An 18,780-nucleotide genomic window follows, 5' to 3' on the forward strand; every position below is an offset into this window, starting at 1 on the left:
ACTTTACTATCACTATACTGTAAACCAATCACGATTTACAGTAAAATTCCTTTATTCAGGAAAAAGACAGAAAAAAATCAGCAATCCTTTCGATCACTGATTTCTACTTTTAATTTTTAACCTTACCTTCATTACTATGTTTATAGCCATACCCAAAATAAATTGCAAAGCCTAAAACTAATGCTATTACAAAAGCCTTCCAAGTCGCAGCCTGTAATTGCAGCATCAAACCAATGCTAACGATGACTAATAAAATCGGGACAAACGGAACAAATGGAATTTTAAATTCCCCCGGTTTAGGATCGCCAGCTACTTTTCTTAAACGAATAATCCCAATCGCCATCACGATCAAATACATTAAGGTCACAATATTCGTCAATTCAGCTAGTAACTCCATCGGGACTAAGCCCGCAAAAATCATCGTGCAAATCCCTGCTACATACGTTGCATTTTTCGGTGTACGATTTTTTTCATCGATTTTACTCATAAACTTCGGCAATAAACCATCTTTACTGATGGCATAAATAATTCTTGCTAGACTATACATCATAGAAATCGTCACAGTCAACAGTGTTAAAATCGCCCCTACAGAAATCACACCAGCCACACCATCACGTTGAACAAAACGCATCGCAAACGCTACAGGATCTTTCACGCCAAGTGCATCAAACGGCACGATTCCTGTTAACACTAATGTTACGATCACATATAAAACAGTAGCAATAATGATTGAACCAATAATTCCTTTTGGGATATCTTTTTGCGGATTTTTTACTTCTTCTGCGGTCATACTCACGGCATCAAAACCTAAAAAGGCAAAGAAAACAACTGCAGCTCCACTGACTACGCCTGAAAATCCAAACGGCATAAATGGCTGCCAATTATCAGGTTTCACATAAAAAATACCGACTACTAAAAAGAGCGCAATAATTCCAAACTTAACAAAAACCATCACATTATTTAAACGCAACGCTGTTTTCGCTTCCAGTGATACCCAAAATGTAACAGCTAACAGAACCAACATTGCAATCAAATCAACATAGGTGCCATTCGCTGGGTTGTATGCTCCGCTCAACGCTTTCGGTAAATCCACACCAAAGCTATTTAAAAAGCCATGAACATAACCAGACCAACCAGAGGCCACCGAAGAGACCGCTAAAAAGAACTCACAAATCACTAACCAACCTGTCATCCAAGCAACCAGTTCACCAAACACAACATACATATAAGCATACGGCCCACCAATTGCTGGAATTCTTGATGCAAATTCTGCATAACACAATCCAGCTAAAATAATCGCACCTGCCGCAACTAAAAATGAAAGTGACAACGCAGGCCCCGCATATTGTTCAGCCGCAACGCCTGTCACGACAAAAATTCCTGTTCCAACAATCGCACCGATCCCAAGCATGATCAAGTCCATTGTTTTTAAATCCTTTTTCATTGAGCTTGGCTCACTTGAGACCGCCGTCAGCTCTTTTTTCCGAAACATCGACATTTCTTTTCCTCCAATAAATCAATCCGTTTTCTAGTCTTAATAATTGCAAAATTTCCTCATAAAAATAAGCGTAAATATGACATTTACGCTTTCATATACCCTAAAAGGATACCACCTAAAATAACGAATAAGCAACCAATAATGACATATCTCATTTCTTTTTTAGACTTGTGCTCCCCAAGTAGGTAGATTCCGCCTAAAGTTGAGATGATAATGCCCATTTGAGACAATGAGAAACTGATTGCTAAACCAATTTGACGCATCGTTAATAGCATACAGATATTCCCTAAGCCCCACAAAAGACCGCAACTCATATTCCGCCAAACAAAGCGATCCAATTTGACCTTGTTAAAGGCAAAGAAACTAGCACCAATCACCATACCAATACTTTGAGGTAAAATAATGCCCATCGGATCAAGTCCAGCTGCATTGATAATGATCGTATATGCGCCATAACCGATTGTCGAGACGATCAATGCCCGCAATCCTTTGTTAAAATCAAGCATCTTGTTCGTTGTTTTCACACCACTGTCATCATCTTGCCGAGCTGTTAAATACGCCCCCAACACCAATAACCCAAGTGCAATAAACCCTAAAAGAAAATCTCGACTGCCTTTCCATTCATGAAAAAACACAGCGCCAGCAATCGTATTGACGATCAGCTGCATTCCCGTTGAAACAGGCAATCCTACAGATACACCCAAGTATTTCATGCCGTGGAATTGTTGATTTTGCCCAACACTCCAGAACAATCCCGATAAAATGCCGATCACGATCATCTGGATAGTGATCACGGGCTGGACAACCAAAAAGATAATTATCGAGAAAAACAATGCGCCAATGGTCATGCCTAGTGTCTGCTGATTGGCGCTACCACCGATTTTGCCACTGACAAGACCAATACTGCCCCAAGCAAACATCGGGATCAAAGCCACTAATAATTCCATAATATACTCCTATCAAAAGTATGATAAGTTTAGTCTAACAATAAAAGCGCTCTCTATACAAGCATAAGTTAGAAAAAACTCAAATAGAATTTCTCTCATGGTTATTATAAAGTTGATCGATTTGAATAGTAGCTTATATTTTTATTATTTAGCTTTGCATACTCAATTTCTTTTTTTGTGCTTTCTCCAATGTATCCGTCAACATCGATTACAAAAATTTCATCCGCTATCGCTATTTTTTTATAATGTATCTTTCCCAATAACAGAGCTTCTTCTTTTGTGACTTCAACTTCTTCACCTTGCTCAAAAAAGAATGGCGTTATCACTGCAAACCCCATCCGTGTTAGCATTGCTTCTGTTTGTCTAAATTCTTTCATAAACTTTATCGAACCACACAATGTTATTACTTTTATATTATCCATTCTTACCTATTTCTCTTTCAAATCGTTTTTAGTAAAATGATTCAACTTACCTATTCGGGTACAACGTTCAGCCGATTTACAGAATTTATCTATTTAGTGCAAACAGAACAAATGAAAATCGAAAAACTTGATCATGAAATAAAAATAGCGAGGCACTTTATCTAGAAGTAAGAAACGGTCTGTTCCAACACTATTTTTATCTTCGCTCATTAAAATAACTCAAAAAGGGAAACAACAATTTCATCGTTGTGCCTTCTCCTTCAACGGATTCCATCGTCAGCTGATGTCCTAACTTATCCGCAAGACTTTTCGCCAAATACAAGCCTAATCCTGTTGAATGCTGCTCACTTGTCCGACCATTTTCACCTGTAAATCCTTTATCAAAGATTCGATGCTGATCTTCTTTGGGGATTCCGATTCCGTTATCTTTCAAAGACAAACACGCGCCTTCTTTCGTCCGTGAAAGTGTAACCGTGATTTCACCGCCAGCCGGTGTATATTTGATTGCATTGCTCACTAATTGTTTAAAAATAAACGCTACCCATTTAGCATCCGTCAATACCATTTGGTCGTTTCCTTCAATTGAAAAACGCAAATTCTTTTGAATAAAATAATTTCCCTGCGTACGAATCACTGATTGAACAATTTCTTTTAACGAATATTCCTGAATCAAATAATCTCTAGAAAAACTGTCCAATCTAGCATAATAAAGAACTTGTTCGACATACTCATCGATTTTACTTAACTCATTTTCGACTAAATAATATTTTTTTTCTGGAATGTCATCTTCAATTGATTGTAAAATCAAATTCACTGCGGCTAAAGGAACTTTGATTTCATGAACCCATGAATCGATATAGTCTTTTTGATCTTGTTGATTGTTGATTGCTTGTTGCATCGTTTGTTGATGCTCAATCAATAAACCATTAATATAATTTTGAACCAGCTTCTCTTCGGTTTTTGAAGCTTCTTCTAAATAAAGCTCAAGAGAAGGTGGATGTTCTGAAATATCCAAGGAGCGCCACCAACGTTTTTTTAATGAATAATCGATTGCTAGAAAAAGTAATAAGAATAATCCTTGCAATAATACCAAATAACCGATTACCGATGGATTCACGACCATATCTGGAGAAAGCCATAAAATAAAGCAAGTAACTCCAATAAAAAACAGCCAACCAATCAACAGAAGCCAATGATCTTTTAAATACTTCCAAATTGTCATTCTCTTCTCCTATCTATGGCACAATATAGCCTTGTCCTACCTTCGTCTCGATATACCCCTCAAGTCCAGCTTGTTCGATTTTTTTTCTCAAACGATTGATGTTAACAGTCAAGGTATTATCATCTACAAAGCGCTCATCTTCCCACAACGCACGCAACAATTTCTCTCTCGTTAAAATTTTCCCGTGTTTCTTGATCAAAATATACAATAGGCGATATTCATTTTTACTTAAATCGATCACTTCGCCATTGATCTCCATACTACCATTATCAACATTCAACGTAATTCCATTATGTGACATAATCTCACTGCCGACTTCTGAATAATTGTATGAACGGCGCAATAATGCATTGATTTTTGCAATCAGCACATCGATTTGAAATGGCTTTGTAACAAAATCATCAGCGCCCATATTCATTGCCATGATCATATCCATATTGGTATTACGGCTAGAGATGAAAATGATTGGAATTTTTGAAATCTCGCGAATTTTCTGGCACCAATAGTAGCCATCAAAAACAGGAAGATTGATATCTAATAAAACCAATTGCGGGTCTTCTCGTTGAAAATCTTCTAAAACATTATTAAAGTTTGTTGTTCCAAATGTATCAAATTGCCACTTCTGCAATTCTTCGCTGATCAGTTCACGGATCGTTGTTTCATCTTCTATAATCATGATTTTTGCCATCATTTACCCTCCAGTTGTTTCTTTCTATTGTACCTTATCAGAAAATCCTCGTCATTTAAATAGGACTTTTAGCCGATAAACCACTCCGATGTATTTTTTTTCTGTATTTTTTGTATGGATTATCTACTTCTCCTTAAACTGCCCTCTTTCTATGGTAACCTACGTTATAGATATATTTGAAAGGAGTTTTTACTTATGAAAAACAGAAAATCATTCTCTCGTTTTTTTCTATTAGCAGCATTATCGACTACGGTAACTTTAGTTGCTTGTACACCAAATGAGAACAATACAAACAATGCTAAAACGAGTGAATCTAAACAACAATTTAATTTGGAGAGTTCCTCTAAGCCAAGAGAAGATTCTAGTAATGAATCACCTAAAAGTGGAGGGAAAACAGGGAGTGCTACTTATACCCAAACTCTAGGCGGCAAGGAAAACAAGCTCGAAAAAAAAGTGACTTATGAAAATGGAAAAATAACTTCAGAAGATACCGTAGAAACAATCCCATATGCTGGATTTAATATCAAAAACAAACAAGAAGCTGAAGAATTGCTTTCTGAAAAACAAAAGGAGTTAGAAGGAGTTGAAGGCGTTTCCTATTCGATTGAATATCATGAAGATCGTGCTATCGAGTCCTACAAAATCGACTTTACTAAAGCTGATCCAGAAAAAATTGCATTTCTTTCATTTTTTGCAGAAACACCAAATATTGATGAAGCGGAAAAACTATTGTTTGAAATGGGCTATAAAAAGAATTAAAACAGAATCTATATACTAAAAAGTAAAAACCTTAAAAACCAACACTTTATCCTCTGATGATTGGTTTTTAAGGTTTTTATGTTCAAATGCAACTACATACTATACACAAAAACCACCTAAAAAAAGATAGCGTAACAAAACTATAAATCCGTTTTGTTACGCTATCTAAATCTGAAAAAATAGCCTGAATGACACCACACATGAATCATTAACATTGAATTTATAAATTCTTTGTTTTTTGTCATTTTAGTGTGTTCCTTCTTATTGCTATAAATCTTCTAAGCTATGAGTTGATATGGACAGTGTTTACTTGGTTCGTAGTGCTAAAAACGTGTCTTCTCTTCTCTTTATTTAAAGAATCATCCTATCTGTGTCAAAATAGATTGAAAAGCACATTCGTTCTCCTTCTAATTCTTTAAAAGAAAAATTCCAGCCTTGTTTATCTAATATTTGTTTTACAATGAATAAACCTAACCCAGAACCGCCCGTATCCCTGTTTCTACTAAAATCAGGTCGGTAAAATGGTTCAAATATTTGGCTTAGTTCATTTTTGGTAAGAACTTTCGTCGCTTCGTTTTCAATGATTAGTGTTTGCTGGTTTAAAAATAACTCGATCCGACCATCTTGCCTAGTATAGCGCAAAGCGTTGCTTAAAAGATTATCGATCACTTTTCCGACTTCTTCCTTATCTCCTTCAAGTTCACACTCTTCTAGATGGACAATCAACTCTACGTGGGTCACTTCTGCCAAAAGTATAAATGTTTTAAGTTTTGCTTCGATTACCTCTTTCAATGAAAACAGTTCGTTCTCCTGTTCCTCAATTGAAATCATATCCAGTTTTGAAACGGTTAAAACATTTTGAATCATATCTGTTTGCTGCTGCAAAATCTCTTTGCAAACTTCTAGGTAATGCTCACGATCTTTGAATTTACCCACATTATAAATCATCCCATCAATAATCCCCATCAAGGATGTGATAGGTGTCTTTAATTCATGAGAAGTTACACGCATGAATTCAGCTTTAGAACGTTCGATCTCTTCGACCTTGGCAACTTCAGCCTTCAGTGCATCAATAGTCATCAACAAAGTATGATCCAACTGATTGATGTCTTGGGCCAATGTTGCCAATTCATCGCGTCCTTTGATTTCACATTTGATTGTATGATCCAAACTTAGCATTTGATTCGTCGCTATAGAAAGCTCTTTGATCCGCTTTGTAGAAAAACGACTGTAGAAATAGGCAGCTACTCCGCCAATCAAAAAATCAATCAATAATAAAACCGGATAAATCTGCAACAATATCTTACTTGCATCTGAAACAGGTTGCAAGGAGTAGATCCCCAATAAATAATACTCGTTGCCTTGATTATCTTTAATTTCATGCTTCATTGTTTTTCCATTATTTCGATCGGCTCTTGTCAACTGCACATTCATACCATCAGAAGTGCCTACATTCTCAACAGTGTCACCTTCCCTAACTTGAATATTAAATGACTCTCCGTCATCTGACGTAAAGGGATAAATCATTTTTCCTTTTTTATCTGAGATAATCAGGGTAATCATCTCTTTTCTATCAAGAACTTCTTTGTCGATTTTCTTTTTCATCCTATCTAAAGGTTCGTTGTTTAATTGTTGAGTTATTTTGTTGAATTCATTAGCTACTTCATTTAATTTTGTATGTTCATAATAGATTGGCATCACAAAATACAGAATCATCAACGAAACAGTTGTTACCATGAAAATGATAGAAATTGAAAACAGAAAGTTTTTCAATGTGATTTTCATTTGTTTACCTCAATCTTGTACCCCATTCCTTTAACAGTTTGAATCAATAAAAACGGTAATTTTTTTCGTAAATTTTTCATATGGTTATCAAGTATACGACTATCCATATAATCATCATATCCCCAAACTTGATAAACAAGCTGTTCACGCGTCACTAAGTTCCCAGCTCTCTTGACTAAAACCGCTAGGATTTCATATTCCTTTTTTGTAAGAGTGATCTCTTGTCCTTCATACGTCACAATGCAGTCTTCTAAATTGATCAAATAACCCTCTAACTCAATGACAGCGCTAGGTCTATTCATCCTTAATACATTCTCGATGCGTTTCATTAAAATCACAGGTGAGAAAGGTTTTACTACATAATCGTTGATCAGATGGTTGAAGCTTACCAATTGCGTATATTCATCATCGATCGCTGTCAACATAATCACAGGTACATTGGATGTTTTTCTAACTTCTTTTAAAATATCGATGCCAGTGATAGAAGGTAGCATAATATCTAACAAAAGTAAGCCAAATTCTTGCGTATCAAACTCCTCAAGCGCCTGCTCTCCATCTCTAACAGAGACAACCTCATAATTTTTTTCTTTTAAGAATTCTGTTACTACTTGATTTATCATATCGTCGTCTTCAACAACTAGAATTTTTACCATTCTACTACTCCTTATTCAAAACGTAATGCTTCGATGGGGTCTAATTTTGAAGCTTTCATTGCTGGCAACAGCCCAAATACTATTCCAATTATACAGCAAAATGCTAAGCTTGCAATGATCGATAGAATCGATACAATATACGGATATCCAAGTAAATTAGTGATGATATATCCGCCAAGCATTCCTATGATTACACCCAAAATTCCGCCAAGCAATGTGATTACGACTGCTTCTACTAGAAATTGTTTCAATATAATCTTTCTTCTCGCTCCTAATGCCTTTTTAACGCCAACTTCTCTCGTTCTCTCCGTGACCGAAACTAACATAATATTCATTACTCCGATTCCTCCTACCAAAAGAGAAATACTCGCAATTCCTGCTAAAAGGATAAAGTTAGACTGATTGAATTTTTCAAGACTACTCTGTAACTCTTCTAAGTTTCTAATACCATAGCCATAGTCAGACACTGGAATTTCCTTGTTTAAAACTTTCACTACTTGCTTTGCAGCCACTTGTAACTTATCCGTATCGGTTGATTGGATGATCACTTTAGGTGCAATATCAAGTTCATTAAAAATTTTATACGCCTGCTCTAACGGAATATAGGCTTCTTTTTCAGCAAAACTATACGCATCATTTTCAGCCTGCTCCTTTTTAAAAATGCCCTTCACTTCGAATGGTACCCCTTTGACTTCTACATATTGCCCAATCCCGTTTTGCCCTTTAAATAATTCTTCATATAATGTTTGATCTAAATAAATAACTTGTTTATTTTCTTTAAAAGCCTCTGAATCAAAACCTTCTCCTTCAATGATTTTCAACTGTTTCAACCGGTCAATGTTTGAAGTCACCACAGCGACAATCCCTTGACTTTTTTTCGCTTTATAATAGACTTTCGTATCTGTCTGGTATGAAAGTCCAGCATCTATAACGTTAGGTACTTCTCGAACTTTTTTTATTTGTTCTTCCCCAATTGTCGGAAGGTAATTAGGTTTTTTCGCTTCTTTTTCAGAACGCAACTTCGGATCAAACGAACTTTTCTTGTCATATTCTATTTCCATTGTATTGTTACTGCCGCCAATCATTTCTTTTTTCATATTTGCTGTATTTCCTTCGATAATACTAAAAATAGAAATAATTGCGGCAATACCGATAATCACTCCAAGCATCGTCAAAATTGACCGCATTTTATGTGCTACTATTGATTGTAGGGTTACTGTGATTTCTTCCATCACACCTTCACCTCTTTTTGTTTTGCCGTATCACTTGTAATATCCCCATCACGCAAGATAACAGTTCGCTCACACAATTCTGCGATTTCAGGCTCATGAGTAATTAAAACAATTGTTTTGCCTTCTAAGTGAAATTTTTTAAATAAGTCCATAATCTGTACACTAGTTTTCGTATCTAAAGCGCCCGTTGGTTCATCTCCTAAAATAAAACTTGGATCTGTTACAAGTGCTCTCGCAATGGCAACGCGCTGCTTTTGACCACCAGAAAGTTCCATTGGTTTAAATTCACTTCTGTCCTTTAAACCAACTAAATCCAACATTTCTAACGCTCGCTCTCGTCGTTCTTGTTTACTGACTTTACTATACGTAAGTGGCAATTCAACATTTTGACAAGCTGTCAATTTAGGCATAAGGTTGAAATTTTGAAACACAAAACCAATTTTTTGATTTCTTAAATCAGCTAATTCATTATCCGATAGTGTGTTGACTTCTACATTTTCAATTTTATATTCACCACTAGTTGCTTTATCTAAACACCCAACAATATTCATTAATGTAGATTTCCCTGAACCTGAAGGACCCATAATAGCAACAAATTCTCCTTCTGCTACATTCAGGTTAATTCCCTTTAGAACAGGTATCTCCGTTTGTCCTTGCCAATAAGATTTTTTTATTTCTTTAAGGTTTAACATCTTCACCTACCTCCATTCCATTTTCCATTCCGTCCTTAGGTATGGCGATTTTATCAGTCTGTGCTAAACCTTCATTGACTTCTACTAAGTTTTCACCAAGAGGTGTCCCTTTGATTACATGCATTTTAATCTTTTTATTTTCAACTTTCCAAACATATTGTTTGTCGTCTTTTGATAGTACATATTTTTTGTTCAAAATAATTTTGCCCTTTTCAAATTCTTTCGGTAAGACTTTTACATACACATGTGAACCAATGATTGGCATTTCCCCTTCTTTATCAATTAATACTTTGTATGGAAACTTAGATAAATTGGGATCTTCGTCTTGTTTTTTGTCATTCCCCGCCTCATCAGAACTTAAATTAGCCACTTGTACAAGTTTTCCTTTCCATGTCTTTTCTTTATTTTTTCTATCGATCAATTCAACAGGTTGATTGACTGAAGCTTTTTCCCGATCAAATTCATTGATGTCACCACTCACAAACAGATTTGAATCATCAATGATTTCCATAAAATTTTCTTCTCGTTGTTTTTCTTTGGATTGATTGATTAAATCTGCATTCAAAGATTTGATTGTCCCAGCATTATCTGCAACAATTGTGTCGGCTCCGAGTCTTTCTTGTTCATTTGTTTGCATCAATTGTGCTTTTTCCAAATCACTTTCAGCATTTTTAACTTCATTATCCCCTGTCAATCCTTCTGTATATGCTTGATCGACTTCACTTTCAAGTGACTTGATCTCACTTTTCAGTTCTTCTGAATTTTCCTTATTATAGTCATCTCTTGCTTTGTTTAATTGTGAAAGCTTTTTATTATATGCATCCCACTTTATACTTGCGCTACTTCTAGCTACTTCGACAGCTCTAGCTTTTGCTTCAGCATCAAGTTCGGCTTCTTTGGTTTTCATTTGTTGATCAGTTTGATAAGTGAATAGTGCTTGACCCTTCTCTACTTTGTCGCCTTCTTTTACTAAGATTTCTTTGACTGTGCCTTTATCTGGATCAATTTTAATTTTATTGGTATTATTCGCGGTTACTTTCCCTGCTAAAATCAAATCTGACGTTTTGCTTTCTTCAATTAGTGCTTTTACTATTTTTTCCTCTACTTGATTCTCTGGTGTCGACGCATTTATCGGTTGTTCACTTGATGGACTCAATCCTTTAATGCCAATAATTGCTACTACTATTATTACAACAATGATGAAACTTGATACTATGATTCGTTTTTTACTGTTTTTTCCTGCAGTCCTCATAATCGTTTATCTCCTTATAAAAAATGGTTTCAAGAGAAGTACAGATTTTTTCTCTTGAAACCCTCCCTATTTTTAGTTTATTTTTTATTCAGAATCTTTTGATCCTTCTAGTCCCTCTTCAAGTCCTGCTCCTTGAACTTTCATCCCATCGTTCATTGTAAATTCGTCCATTTCTTCCCCGTCTATTGTTACCTTTTTCTTGTCTTTGATATTATCGATCATTTCTTCTTTGGATTTATATCCTTCATTTTCCGCTGTTTCTTTCTTATTACATCCTGTCAATGTACTTAGTGATGTCGTAATTGCCAATGCTAGTACTAATTTAGTTACTTTTTTCATATCAAATCGTTCCTTCCAATTATTGATTTCGTAATCTGTCTGACAAAATCTATTATAGACAAGCCATCTGTATTTCTTCTAAAGCCTATCTATTTTTTACCTATTTTTTTCAATAAAAGGAATTCTTTTTAATAGATAAAAACCACCCAATGCGTTTTTATCTGCATCGGGTGGTTCTAACAACTGTATAAATACTACTATTCTAAAACTATCACACCACTATCAGCCAGTGCTTTTCCAATGAACAAAAAAACACCATCTAAAAGTAAAATTGTCATATTCACACCAAAAAAGATCGACAGTTTTTCGATTCCTTGGATTTTTTCCTTTGTCCTAAGAATCAAATATAAGATAAAATTACTGCCATATGTAAAAATCGTTAGCAATATAACTAGTTCTATCAACATTTTTTTCTCCTCACAAACTCGTTCATTTTTGTATCCACTTACATTTTACACTATTAATCAGAAACAATCTCTTTTAAAATAGATCAGACTTTAATTTGCCTCTCTCAACATGTGATAAACCAGTTAATGGCCGTATTCTGTTTGATCATGTCGCCATTCTTAATACTATATATGTTTCCAAAAAAAATTATGTAGACATACAAAGTAAAATTAAGTTGCTCCTCGATAAAGCTAAATGAATTACAACTCCTTCTCTTCCTTCCAGATCCCTACTACTATTTTCACTAAAAGTATAACAATTATTACTGCTAATTCATACTATTTTCCACATATATTGGGACTATTTAAACCCCTTTCTTGATACTATTACAATAGGATTAATTTCATCCTTAACACCTTTGATACTTTTCTTTATTCGTTTTACAGTCTTTGCATGGGTAGATATTCGCTGCTATTTAATATGACTTTTGAAAATATAATTCTAACTATTTAGTTTTTTTTCAACCCTTTATTGACCCTAAAAGGGTTTTCCTATAAAATGGATGATAGATAGAAACGAATAGGACAAAAAAAAGCACTTCATAATTTAGCTACCAACTAAATCATGAAGCCCTGAACAGTCAGTGAACACCTGACCAATCAAGTTGCTTAAGCCAATATTTATACATTGACATCTTCCATTTTACTCAATTTTGACAGAAATTTCTAGAGGTTTATACTAGTTTTTTCTGACTTTGGGATGTTTATGCTTATTTATTGAACTTACAATGGCGTTGGATGTGTATCCAACGCCATTTTTTTATCTATTCGTTTCTATCTTGAAAGAACGCTTGCTTACTTTTTAGATCATAACATATAACTGTCAACCAACCATTGACTATATTAAAAGCTGATCCCAACCAGTCTTTTACCCATTCTCCTGGATGATTTAGTAAGTAAGCAGTGATTCTTTAAAATAATAGTCATATACTACTCCCAAGTATTCTTTAAGAAAACACAATGATTAAAAACCAACGTAACCTTTTTCAATACTTCCTTTTATATGAATATCATTGTTTGTATTTTCTTTATTGATGACTATTAGGACTGGAAATAAGCTCAGAGGCTTATTTCCAGTTTCTTTTTTGTTTAGCCGGCAAATCTTCTGAAGCAAAATAGAGCTGTTCTAGTTTTTCAAAATCAATTTTATTTGTTAGATCGATAAAGAAGGGACTTTGCCATTTTTGAGTAGCAGCAGCTGTGCTGTTCAAGTCTTGAGCCCAGTCAGGATAGACTCGCAAGGCCATCTTGCCCATTACTTCTTCGTGGCTTAAAATATGCTTTTTCACTAAAATCTCTTTAGGAAAAATGAATTGTCCGATTTTTTCTTGATCAAATACCGTGATGACTAGCTTATCTGGTGCAGTCAAAGAAGTATAGGCTTGATTTCGATTGTCCTCATCTTTCTCCCAAAAAACAACAAAATATCCTGATTTCTTGGGCGTTTTTTTTGCCTTTCTACTTCTAAAAGTTTGTTTTCCTATTGAAAAGGTTATTCCTTCGTACTCTTTATTTTGTTCTTCAATTTGGATATTTTCAAGGGATGAACAACTGATTTTATCCAATATTTTTGTTAAATACTCCAATGACTCCATAGATCCATTCCTTTCCAGAAGAGTTCGTTTTATTTTATCATGTAGGTCTGCTGGACATAAAGGATTATACCATTCAACTATTTGCAATTTGAAAAAAAGAGCCTTTATTCGAATTTTAAAAAGCCGAGACATCACTCTAACGGCGAAATCTCAGCTTTTTTATTGAACCTATTCTTCATACCCATCTTCATCATCTAATTCTGGAAGCTCGATTTTCTCTATGGCATTTTTTCCGATGCCACACAAATAATCTGTAAGTTCATCGATCTGCTCAATTTGTGAAACAGCCGCTTCGATCACCATAGCCAGATTCAATCCAGATAACACGCGTAGATTCGGATGCTCGCTCATTTGCATCATTCCCACATTACATGGGGTTCCACCTTTTAGATCAGCTAATATCAATACCTGTCGATTCCCTAAGCTATCAAGGATTTGTACTAATTTTTTTGTTGTACCATACATCCCGTCAGCTTCGGTCATTGACACTACTTCCGCATCTATTAACTCTCCAACGATCATTTTTGCTGAATGCAATGTTTCTGCCGCCATGTTCCCATGGCTCATCAAAATCAATTTTGGTTTCATTGTTGTTCCTCCACTTACTCATCCTTTTTTAAATCATCAAGGACATCTGAGATACGTCGATTATTTTGCTTTAATAGCTTTTTGGCTTCTGTCAACTCGACTTCTCCTTTAATCATGACAATCGCTTCTGCTACCTGGTTTTGAGCTTGTGCCAAGTATTCTTTTGCAGTGGCTAAACCAACTCCTGTTGCATCATGAATAATATGGATTGAGCGCTGGATCAGTTTTTCATTTGTTGGTTGAACATTGACCATTAAATTCTGATACACATTCCCAACTTTCACCATCACGCCTGTTGAAAACATATTTAAAACCATTTTTTGTGCAGTCCCTGCTTTCATACGTGTTGATCCAGTGATCACCTCTGGTCCAACTACTGGTGCAATGCCAAAAGTTGCCATTCTATTCATTTCACTCGCTTCATTACAGGTGATAGCTATTGTCAGCGCACCCACTTTTTCAGCATATTCAATAGCTCCGATTGCGTAAGGTGTTCTCCCGCTAGCTGCAACCGAGATGAGCACATCTTTCTCCGTCAGTTGATGTGCTTTTAAATCCGCTTCAGCCAGTTCTTTTGAATCTTCAGCGCCTTCTACAGCGTGAAACATCGCTTCTTTTCCCCCAGCAATAAGACCAAATGCTTTATCTGGTGAAACACTATATGTTGGCGTCAACTCGATTGCATCCAATGCTCCTAAACGCCCAGATGTTCCTGCACCGCAATAAATCAAACGTCCACCTTTTTTATAACGCTCAGCAGCTTGATCAATCGCCTCTGCTAATTCAGGCAACACTTTCTCTACTGCCAATGCAACTTTTTGATCTTCTTGATTGATGATCGTTATCATATCGATCGTTGATAACTGATCGATATTCATGCTTCGTGTATTCCGAGTTTCAGTTGTCAATTCGTCTAACTTCATCGTTCATCCCTACTTTTCTTTCAGTTTCTCTACTAGTTTTCTTGTATCTGTCATATTTTTTTCAACCGTCGTATCTAAATCATCCTGAATAGAGCCTAAATACAGCACATCCCCCACTGCCATAGTGGAAGCAATCGAAGCAATTGCGCCAACTCTTAGTAAATGCTCATTTGCTGGTACTAGCAGGACTTCATCGCTTAGCTCAATGATCCGTTCACTTTCATTTCTAGTAATAAAGATGATTTTGGTTTTATTTTGTCGAGCAATTTCACACGCAATCAAAACTTCTTTAGAAAGACCGCTATAAGAAATTGCAACCAAAACATCGTCAGGTTTAGAATAATTCAAAAATTCAAATTGCATATGAACATCGTAATTAAATACGGCTTTTTTTCCAGCTCGATTGAATTTATGATACAAATCATATGCTGTTAAAGACGAAGAACCTATGCCCATCAGATAAATAGTTTCTGCTTGCTTGATTCCATCAATCGATCGTTTTAAGGCTGATTTATCAACAAGATCAAATAAATCCTCGATTGTCGTATTTAGCAATGACTCAACTTTAGCGCATAAGGTTTCGATGGAATCATCCGTTGATACGATCGGATCGATTTTTTTTGGAGCGTGATCTGCTCCTTGTTTGGTCGCAATCGCAAGTTTTAATTCTTCCCAACTATCAAATGTCAGTAACTTAGAAAAACGGGTTACTGAGGCTGGAGATGTCTCACTATTGGATGCAATTTCATTCGCTGTTAATGAAAGGACCAGTGTGGGATCTTTCAAAATATAATCAGCGATTTTTCGATTGACCTTAGAAAAGTTTTTGTATTTTTGTCGGATAATTTTGATTGCATCCATCTAGCTCAACTCCTACTTCTTATTTAATAAAATTTAATATTGATTCGTCTGATTCAGACGGTACCATTTGCGCTGTGATTTTTATACCTTGTTCATTTAAACGTTTGATTGTCTGAATGTCTGTTTCAGTCACCGCCACGGATTTTTTGATTGATTTACTACCTGCTTTTTGCGAAATGTTCCCAACATTGAAGGCTTTTAATGGGACACCGCCATCGATCAAGTCTGCCATATCTTGTATGTCTTTAGTAATCAAGAAAACTTTTTCATCATCATAATTACCAGCCAAGATTTTTTCGATTGCTTTTCGTTTAGATAAAATCGACAACTTAACGCCTGCTGGTTTTGCCATCTTCAAAGCGCCTATTTGCATTTGATCCTTGACTGCTAAATCGTTTACAACCATAATTCTTTGGGCTCCTAAGGTATTCGTCCAAACTGTTGCGACTTGACCATGGACCAAACGTTCATCTACACGTGCATGTTTTATTGACATTGTTCATCATCCTTTTTTTAAAATTTTCTATCTAAAAGAGATTTCCGATCCAAGACGTAATTCCTTGTAAATTCCCTAAAACCATTCCAAGTAAAATCAAAACGAAGATCAAACGCGTTGAATTCATTTTCTTCTTGCCCAGTAACCAGTATGAGAGCATTACGATCGATAATGGAATCAACGCTGGCAAAATTTTATCCAACATTTCTTGAATAGATAAGGTCACTTCACCCATTTTATAGGTCAACTCTAGTTTATAAGTTATGACAGAAGGAATCAATCCTCCAACAACCGTTAATCCAAGAATTGCCGCAGCTTGCGTCAGTAGTTTCATTTTGTCAGCAAATTCAGTTGCGATTTTTTTCCCTTGATTATACCCAATCCACGTAAACTTATAACGTACCCAGAGAACAACTCCCCCTGCTATAAGTGGAATCATTAAACCAAAGGCTTGTCCTCCTTGTGCCATATAAGCAGCAATTGAAAAAACAATTGCACGATAAATTGCAATAAATAGCGTATCACCCACACCTGCAAACGGACCCATCAATCCTGTTTTTAATCCAGTGATTGCTTGATCATCTTCAATCCCGATCTCTTCTTCCAAAGCCATATCAGCACCAATAATCAAGTGAGACATGGCAGGTGTTGTGTTAAAAAAGCCCATTTGAGTTTTAAGTGCTTTTTTCATTTTTTCAGGATCGTCACTATACAAGCGTTTCAATGCCGGCATGATCACATACGAGTAACCGAGTCCTTGCATTTTTTCGTAATTCCATCCCCATTGTAAACTGAATAGATTTCTCCAGTACACTTTCTTGATGTCTTTTTTCGTTAATTTGTTAGTCATCGATCTCTACCTCCTCATCGTCTTCGTAGACTACTGTTCCAGCAGAAGTTGCAGTTCCTCTATTGTTTTGATTCATAACATAGATAGCAGCTAATGCTAAACCAACTAATGCAACTCCTAAAACAGAGAAGAACGCTGCACCATACGCTAACAATACAAACCCAATAATAAAATATGGCCAATACGTTTTAATTGGTAGATAGCGCATCAAGATTGCAATTCCCATCGCAGGTAAAATTGCACCAGCTGCTTTTAGTCCATTCATGACCCATACTGGAATCCATTCATTGATCACGGTTACAACTTGTTCGCCAAACGTTAATCCAATAAACACTGGAATCACTCGTGATAGTGTCCATGGAAATATGCCCAAGATATTGCAACGCTCAACACCTTTGTAATTTCCTTCTTCTGCGTATTTATCTGCCTTATGTTGAAAGAATGTGTTCGTCATTCTGCCAAGGATATCCAATTGCGTCAAGAGTAACCCGATCGGCACAGCAACGCCGATCCCATATTCAGCTCCTTGTCCAGAAATGATTGCATAAGCCGTTCCCATGACTGCACCAGAAAGAAAATCTGGAACTGTTGCACCACCATAAGTTGCCACACCAAGCGTCATTAATTGTAAGGTCGCGCCAATCATCAAACCTGTTTGAACATCACCCAAAACCAAACCTGTAAAGGTTGCTGCAAATAATGGTGTATATGGACCAATTTGTATAGAAATTTGATCTAAGACACCTACTGCCGTATAGATACATAAAATAAGAATAATGCCGATAGAAATCTCCATTTTTAATTCCCCCTTGTAGATAGAACACTGTTCTGTTTCATTTTCTCAAAAATAGTAACTCATGAACAAAAAAGAATGCGCTTTCTTCATAAACAGAATACCATTTAAGAAACCAAATTTCAACACTTTTATTTTTTTAAAAAATAAAGAAATTAAATTTCATTAAATGGATACAAAAAAATGTGGAGCAAAACTGACTATCGTTTTGCTCCACATTCTGTTCTATATCTAAATGAGCAGAAAAAAATAAACTGAGTTATTTCAACTTTATTCATCAACTATCTTGCTGCTTGGTAAGAAAAATCAAGAATATTTCTATAGCTATCCACTGACTTCTTATGTAATTGTCATTATATAGATCACTGAATTCTTTGAGAAATCGACCATGTTTCATATTCTGGCATATCAAAAATATATTTTTCCCTATGTGTTTTTTTATACTCTTTTTCAATCAATTGGATCGTGTCGCTCGCTGTATCATTTTCTAATGCATATCCATTAAAAATATAAAAAATCACCAGTGTACATTTTTCATCTATAGCCATCAATTTTGGTAAAGTAGCAGCCAAAGTTGTCGAATTTATTTTTTCAACTAGCTGACTTGCTTCTGCTTCTAAATATTGATAATAATCAATAAATTCTTGATCGATTTTGATTGTTTGGTCCACTGATGCGACATACTCTTTTAGCGAAATATTCCATATAAACGCTTCCACGATGTTTCCTCCCATCCTAC

At 35.6% G+C, this 18,780-nt stretch carries 21 protein-coding genes; 1 reads left to right on the forward strand and 20 read right to left on the reverse strand.

The genetic code is table 11. The features are described from left to right. Window positions 1-109 precede the first annotated feature (109 nt). The 5 genes from A5821_RS08265 to sapR all read right to left on the reverse strand — a co-directional run bounded on the left by A5821_RS08265 (window position 110) and on the right by sapR (window position 4,777). Entirely contained in the window at window positions 110-1,498 is a 1,389-nt protein-coding gene (locus A5821_RS08265) for an amino acid permease (protein ID WP_086314081.1), read from the reverse strand. An 83-nt stretch (window positions 1,499-1,581) separates the two neighbouring features. After that, a complete protein-coding gene (locus tag A5821_RS08270) occupies window positions 1,582-2,445 on the reverse strand; it encodes a GRP family sugar transporter (RefSeq protein ID WP_086314082.1) in 864 nt (287 codons plus the stop codon). Between the two features lie 104 nt (window positions 2,446-2,549). Then, entirely contained in the window at window positions 2,550-2,867 is a 318-nt protein-coding gene (locus A5821_RS08275; protein ID WP_212637416.1) for a hypothetical protein, read from the reverse strand. Between the two features lie 196 nt (window positions 2,868-3,063). Continuing rightward, window positions 3,064-4,089: a two-component system sensor histidine kinase SapS gene (gene sapS, locus A5821_RS08280; protein WP_086314083.1), complete on the reverse strand. Its 1,026-nt coding sequence runs from the start codon at window positions 4,087-4,089 to the stop codon at window positions 3,064-3,066. A gap of 13 nt (window positions 4,090-4,102) precedes the next feature. Next, complete coding sequence (gene sapR, locus A5821_RS08285) at window positions 4,103-4,777, reverse strand: two-component system response regulator SapR (RefSeq protein ID WP_086314084.1); 675 nt, start codon at window positions 4,775-4,777, stop codon at window positions 4,103-4,105. Between the two features lie 195 nt (window positions 4,778-4,972). On the opposite strand from sapR, the gene A5821_RS08290 reads away from it, so the two are divergent. Further along, complete coding sequence (locus A5821_RS08290; protein WP_086314085.1) at window positions 4,973-5,536, forward strand: DUF1307 domain-containing protein; 564 nt, start codon at window positions 4,973-4,975, stop codon at window positions 5,534-5,536. Between the two features lie 351 nt (window positions 5,537-5,887). Here A5821_RS08290 and A5821_RS08295 read toward each other — a convergent pair whose 3' ends face one another. The 15 genes from A5821_RS08295 to A5821_RS08365 all read right to left on the reverse strand — a co-directional run bounded on the left by A5821_RS08295 (window position 5,888) and on the right by A5821_RS08365 (window position 18,760). Then, on the reverse strand, window positions 5,888-7,321 hold the full coding sequence (locus A5821_RS08295) for a sensor histidine kinase (RefSeq protein WP_086314086.1): 1,434 nt from the start codon (window positions 7,319-7,321) through the stop codon (window positions 5,888-5,890). After that, window positions 7,318-7,974 carry a response regulator transcription factor gene (locus A5821_RS08300; RefSeq protein WP_086314087.1) on the reverse strand — a complete coding sequence of 219 codons (657 nt, stop codon included), beginning with the start codon at window positions 7,972-7,974 and terminating at the stop codon, window positions 7,318-7,320. The genes A5821_RS08295 and A5821_RS08300 overlap by 4 nt, the downstream gene beginning before the upstream one ends. 11 nt (window positions 7,975-7,985) lie before the next feature. Beyond that, entirely contained in the window at window positions 7,986-9,206 is a 1,221-nt protein-coding gene (locus tag A5821_RS08305; RefSeq protein ID WP_086314088.1) for an ABC transporter permease, read from the reverse strand. Beyond that, window positions 9,206-9,898 carry an ABC transporter ATP-binding protein gene (locus A5821_RS08310; RefSeq protein ID WP_086314089.1) on the reverse strand — a complete coding sequence of 231 codons (693 nt, stop codon included), beginning with the start codon at window positions 9,896-9,898 and terminating at the stop codon, window positions 9,206-9,208. Before A5821_RS08310 ends, A5821_RS08305 begins: the two co-directional genes overlap by 1 nt. Then, the gene (locus A5821_RS08315; RefSeq protein ID WP_086314090.1) at window positions 9,885-11,150 is read right to left on the reverse strand and encodes an efflux RND transporter periplasmic adaptor subunit; all 1,266 of its coding nucleotides are present in this window, start codon (window positions 11,148-11,150) and stop codon (window positions 9,885-9,887) included. Before A5821_RS08315 ends, A5821_RS08310 begins: the two co-directional genes overlap by 14 nt. Window positions 11,151-11,234: 84 nt before the next feature. Further along, window positions 11,235-11,489 carry a hypothetical protein gene (locus tag A5821_RS08320; RefSeq protein WP_086314091.1) on the reverse strand — a complete coding sequence of 85 codons (255 nt, stop codon included), beginning with the start codon at window positions 11,487-11,489 and terminating at the stop codon, window positions 11,235-11,237. A 197-nt stretch (window positions 11,490-11,686) separates the two neighbouring features. Then, on the reverse strand, window positions 11,687-11,896 hold the full coding sequence (locus A5821_RS08325; RefSeq protein ID WP_086314092.1) for a hypothetical protein: 210 nt from the start codon (window positions 11,894-11,896) through the stop codon (window positions 11,687-11,689). 1,106 nt (window positions 11,897-13,002) lie between these two features. Next, window positions 13,003-13,530, reverse strand: coding sequence for a MepB family protein (locus tag A5821_RS08330; RefSeq protein WP_086314093.1), 528 nt, complete (start codon window positions 13,528-13,530; stop codon window positions 13,003-13,005). Between the two features lie 168 nt (window positions 13,531-13,698). Beyond that, window positions 13,699-14,118 (reverse strand): PTS sugar transporter subunit IIA, encoded by a 420-nt coding sequence (locus tag A5821_RS08335; protein ID WP_086314094.1) that lies wholly within the window; start codon window positions 14,116-14,118, stop codon window positions 13,699-13,701. A 14-nt stretch (window positions 14,119-14,132) separates the two neighbouring features. Then, window positions 14,133-15,041 (reverse strand): N-acetylmuramic acid 6-phosphate etherase, encoded by a 909-nt coding sequence (gene murQ, locus A5821_RS08340; RefSeq protein ID WP_086314095.1) that lies wholly within the window; start codon window positions 15,039-15,041, stop codon window positions 14,133-14,135. Between the two features lie 9 nt (window positions 15,042-15,050). Then, window positions 15,051-15,902, reverse strand: a complete 852-nt coding sequence (locus tag A5821_RS08345) for a MurR/RpiR family transcriptional regulator (protein WP_086314096.1) — start codon at window positions 15,900-15,902, stop codon at window positions 15,051-15,053. 19 nt (window positions 15,903-15,921) lie between these two features. Next, entirely contained in the window at window positions 15,922-16,398 is a 477-nt protein-coding gene (locus A5821_RS08350) for a PTS system mannose/fructose/N-acetylgalactosamine-transporter subunit IIB (protein ID WP_086314097.1), read from the reverse strand. A 31-nt stretch (window positions 16,399-16,429) separates the two neighbouring features. Further along, window positions 16,430-17,248, reverse strand: coding sequence for a PTS system mannose/fructose/sorbose family transporter subunit IID (locus A5821_RS08355; protein ID WP_086314098.1), 819 nt, complete (start codon window positions 17,246-17,248; stop codon window positions 16,430-16,432). Next, complete coding sequence (locus tag A5821_RS08360) at window positions 17,241-18,044, reverse strand: PTS mannose/fructose/sorbose/N-acetylgalactosamine transporter subunit IIC (RefSeq protein ID WP_086314099.1); 804 nt, start codon at window positions 18,042-18,044, stop codon at window positions 17,241-17,243. The genes A5821_RS08355 and A5821_RS08360 overlap by 8 nt, the downstream gene beginning before the upstream one ends. A gap of 359 nt (window positions 18,045-18,403) precedes the next feature. Then, window positions 18,404-18,760, reverse strand: coding sequence for a DUF7006 family protein (locus A5821_RS08365; protein WP_086314100.1), 357 nt, complete (start codon window positions 18,758-18,760; stop codon window positions 18,404-18,406). Window positions 18,761-18,780: the final 20 nt, after the last annotated feature.

The organism is Enterococcus sp. 7F3_DIV0205 (genome assembly GCF_002141365.2).
GTDB lineage: Bacteria > Bacillota > Bacilli > Lactobacillales > Enterococcaceae > Enterococcus_L > Enterococcus_L palustris.

Coding starts and splice junctions, on each gene's coding strand:
- A5821_RS08290 (WP_086314085.1), top strand. CDS start 4,973: ATGAAAAACAGAAAATCATTCTCTCGTTTTTTTCTATTAGCAGCATTA.
- A5821_RS08270 (WP_086314082.1), bottom strand. CDS start 2,445: ATGGAATTATTAGTGGCTTTGATCCCGATGTTTGCTTGGGGCAGTATT.
- A5821_RS08320 (WP_086314091.1), bottom strand. CDS start 11,489: ATGAAAAAAGTAACTAAATTAGTACTAGCATTGGCAATTACGACATCA.
- A5821_RS08355 (WP_086314098.1), bottom strand. CDS start 17,248: ATGACTAACAAATTAACGAAAAAAGACATCAAGAAAGTGTACTGGAGA.
- A5821_RS08345 (WP_086314096.1), bottom strand. CDS start 15,902: ATGGATGCAATCAAAATTATCCGACAAAAATACAAAAACTTTTCTAAG.
- A5821_RS08310 (WP_086314089.1), bottom strand. CDS start 9,898: ATGTTAAACCTTAAAGAAATAAAAAAATCTTATTGGCAAGGACAAACG.
- A5821_RS08325 (WP_086314092.1), bottom strand. CDS start 11,896: ATGTTGATAGAACTAGTTATATTGCTAACGATTTTTACATATGGCAGT.
- A5821_RS08275 (WP_212637416.1), bottom strand. CDS start 2,867: ATGGATAATATAAAAGTAATAACATTGTGTGGTTCGATAAAGTTTATG.
- A5821_RS08330 (WP_086314093.1), bottom strand. CDS start 13,530: ATGGAGTCATTGGAGTATTTAACAAAAATATTGGATAAAATCAGTTGT.
- sapR (WP_086314084.1), bottom strand. CDS start 4,777: ATGGCAAAAATCATGATTATAGAAGATGAAACAACGATCCGTGAACTG.
- sapS (WP_086314083.1), bottom strand. CDS start 4,089: ATGACAATTTGGAAGTATTTAAAAGATCATTGGCTTCTGTTGATTGGT.
- A5821_RS08300 (WP_086314087.1), bottom strand. CDS start 7,974: ATGGTAAAAATTCTAGTTGTTGAAGACGACGATATGATAAATCAAGTA.
- murQ (WP_086314095.1), bottom strand. CDS start 15,041: ATGAAGTTAGACGAATTGACAACTGAAACTCGGAATACACGAAGCATG.
- A5821_RS08315 (WP_086314090.1), bottom strand. CDS start 11,150: ATGAGGACTGCAGGAAAAAACAGTAAAAAACGAATCATAGTATCAAGT.
- A5821_RS08360 (WP_086314099.1), bottom strand. CDS start 18,044: ATGGAGATTTCTATCGGCATTATTCTTATTTTATGTATCTATACGGCA.
- A5821_RS08335 (WP_086314094.1), bottom strand. CDS start 14,118: ATGAAACCAAAATTGATTTTGATGAGCCATGGGAACATGGCGGCAGAA.
- A5821_RS08295 (WP_086314086.1), bottom strand. CDS start 7,321: ATGAAAATCACATTGAAAAACTTTCTGTTTTCAATTTCTATCATTTTC.
- A5821_RS08265 (WP_086314081.1), bottom strand. CDS start 1,498: ATGTCGATGTTTCGGAAAAAAGAGCTGACGGCGGTCTCAAGTGAGCCA.
- A5821_RS08305 (WP_086314088.1), bottom strand. CDS start 9,206: ATGGAAGAAATCACAGTAACCCTACAATCAATAGTAGCACATAAAATG.
- A5821_RS08350 (WP_086314097.1), bottom strand. CDS start 16,398: ATGTCAATAAAACATGCACGTGTAGATGAACGTTTGGTCCATGGTCAA.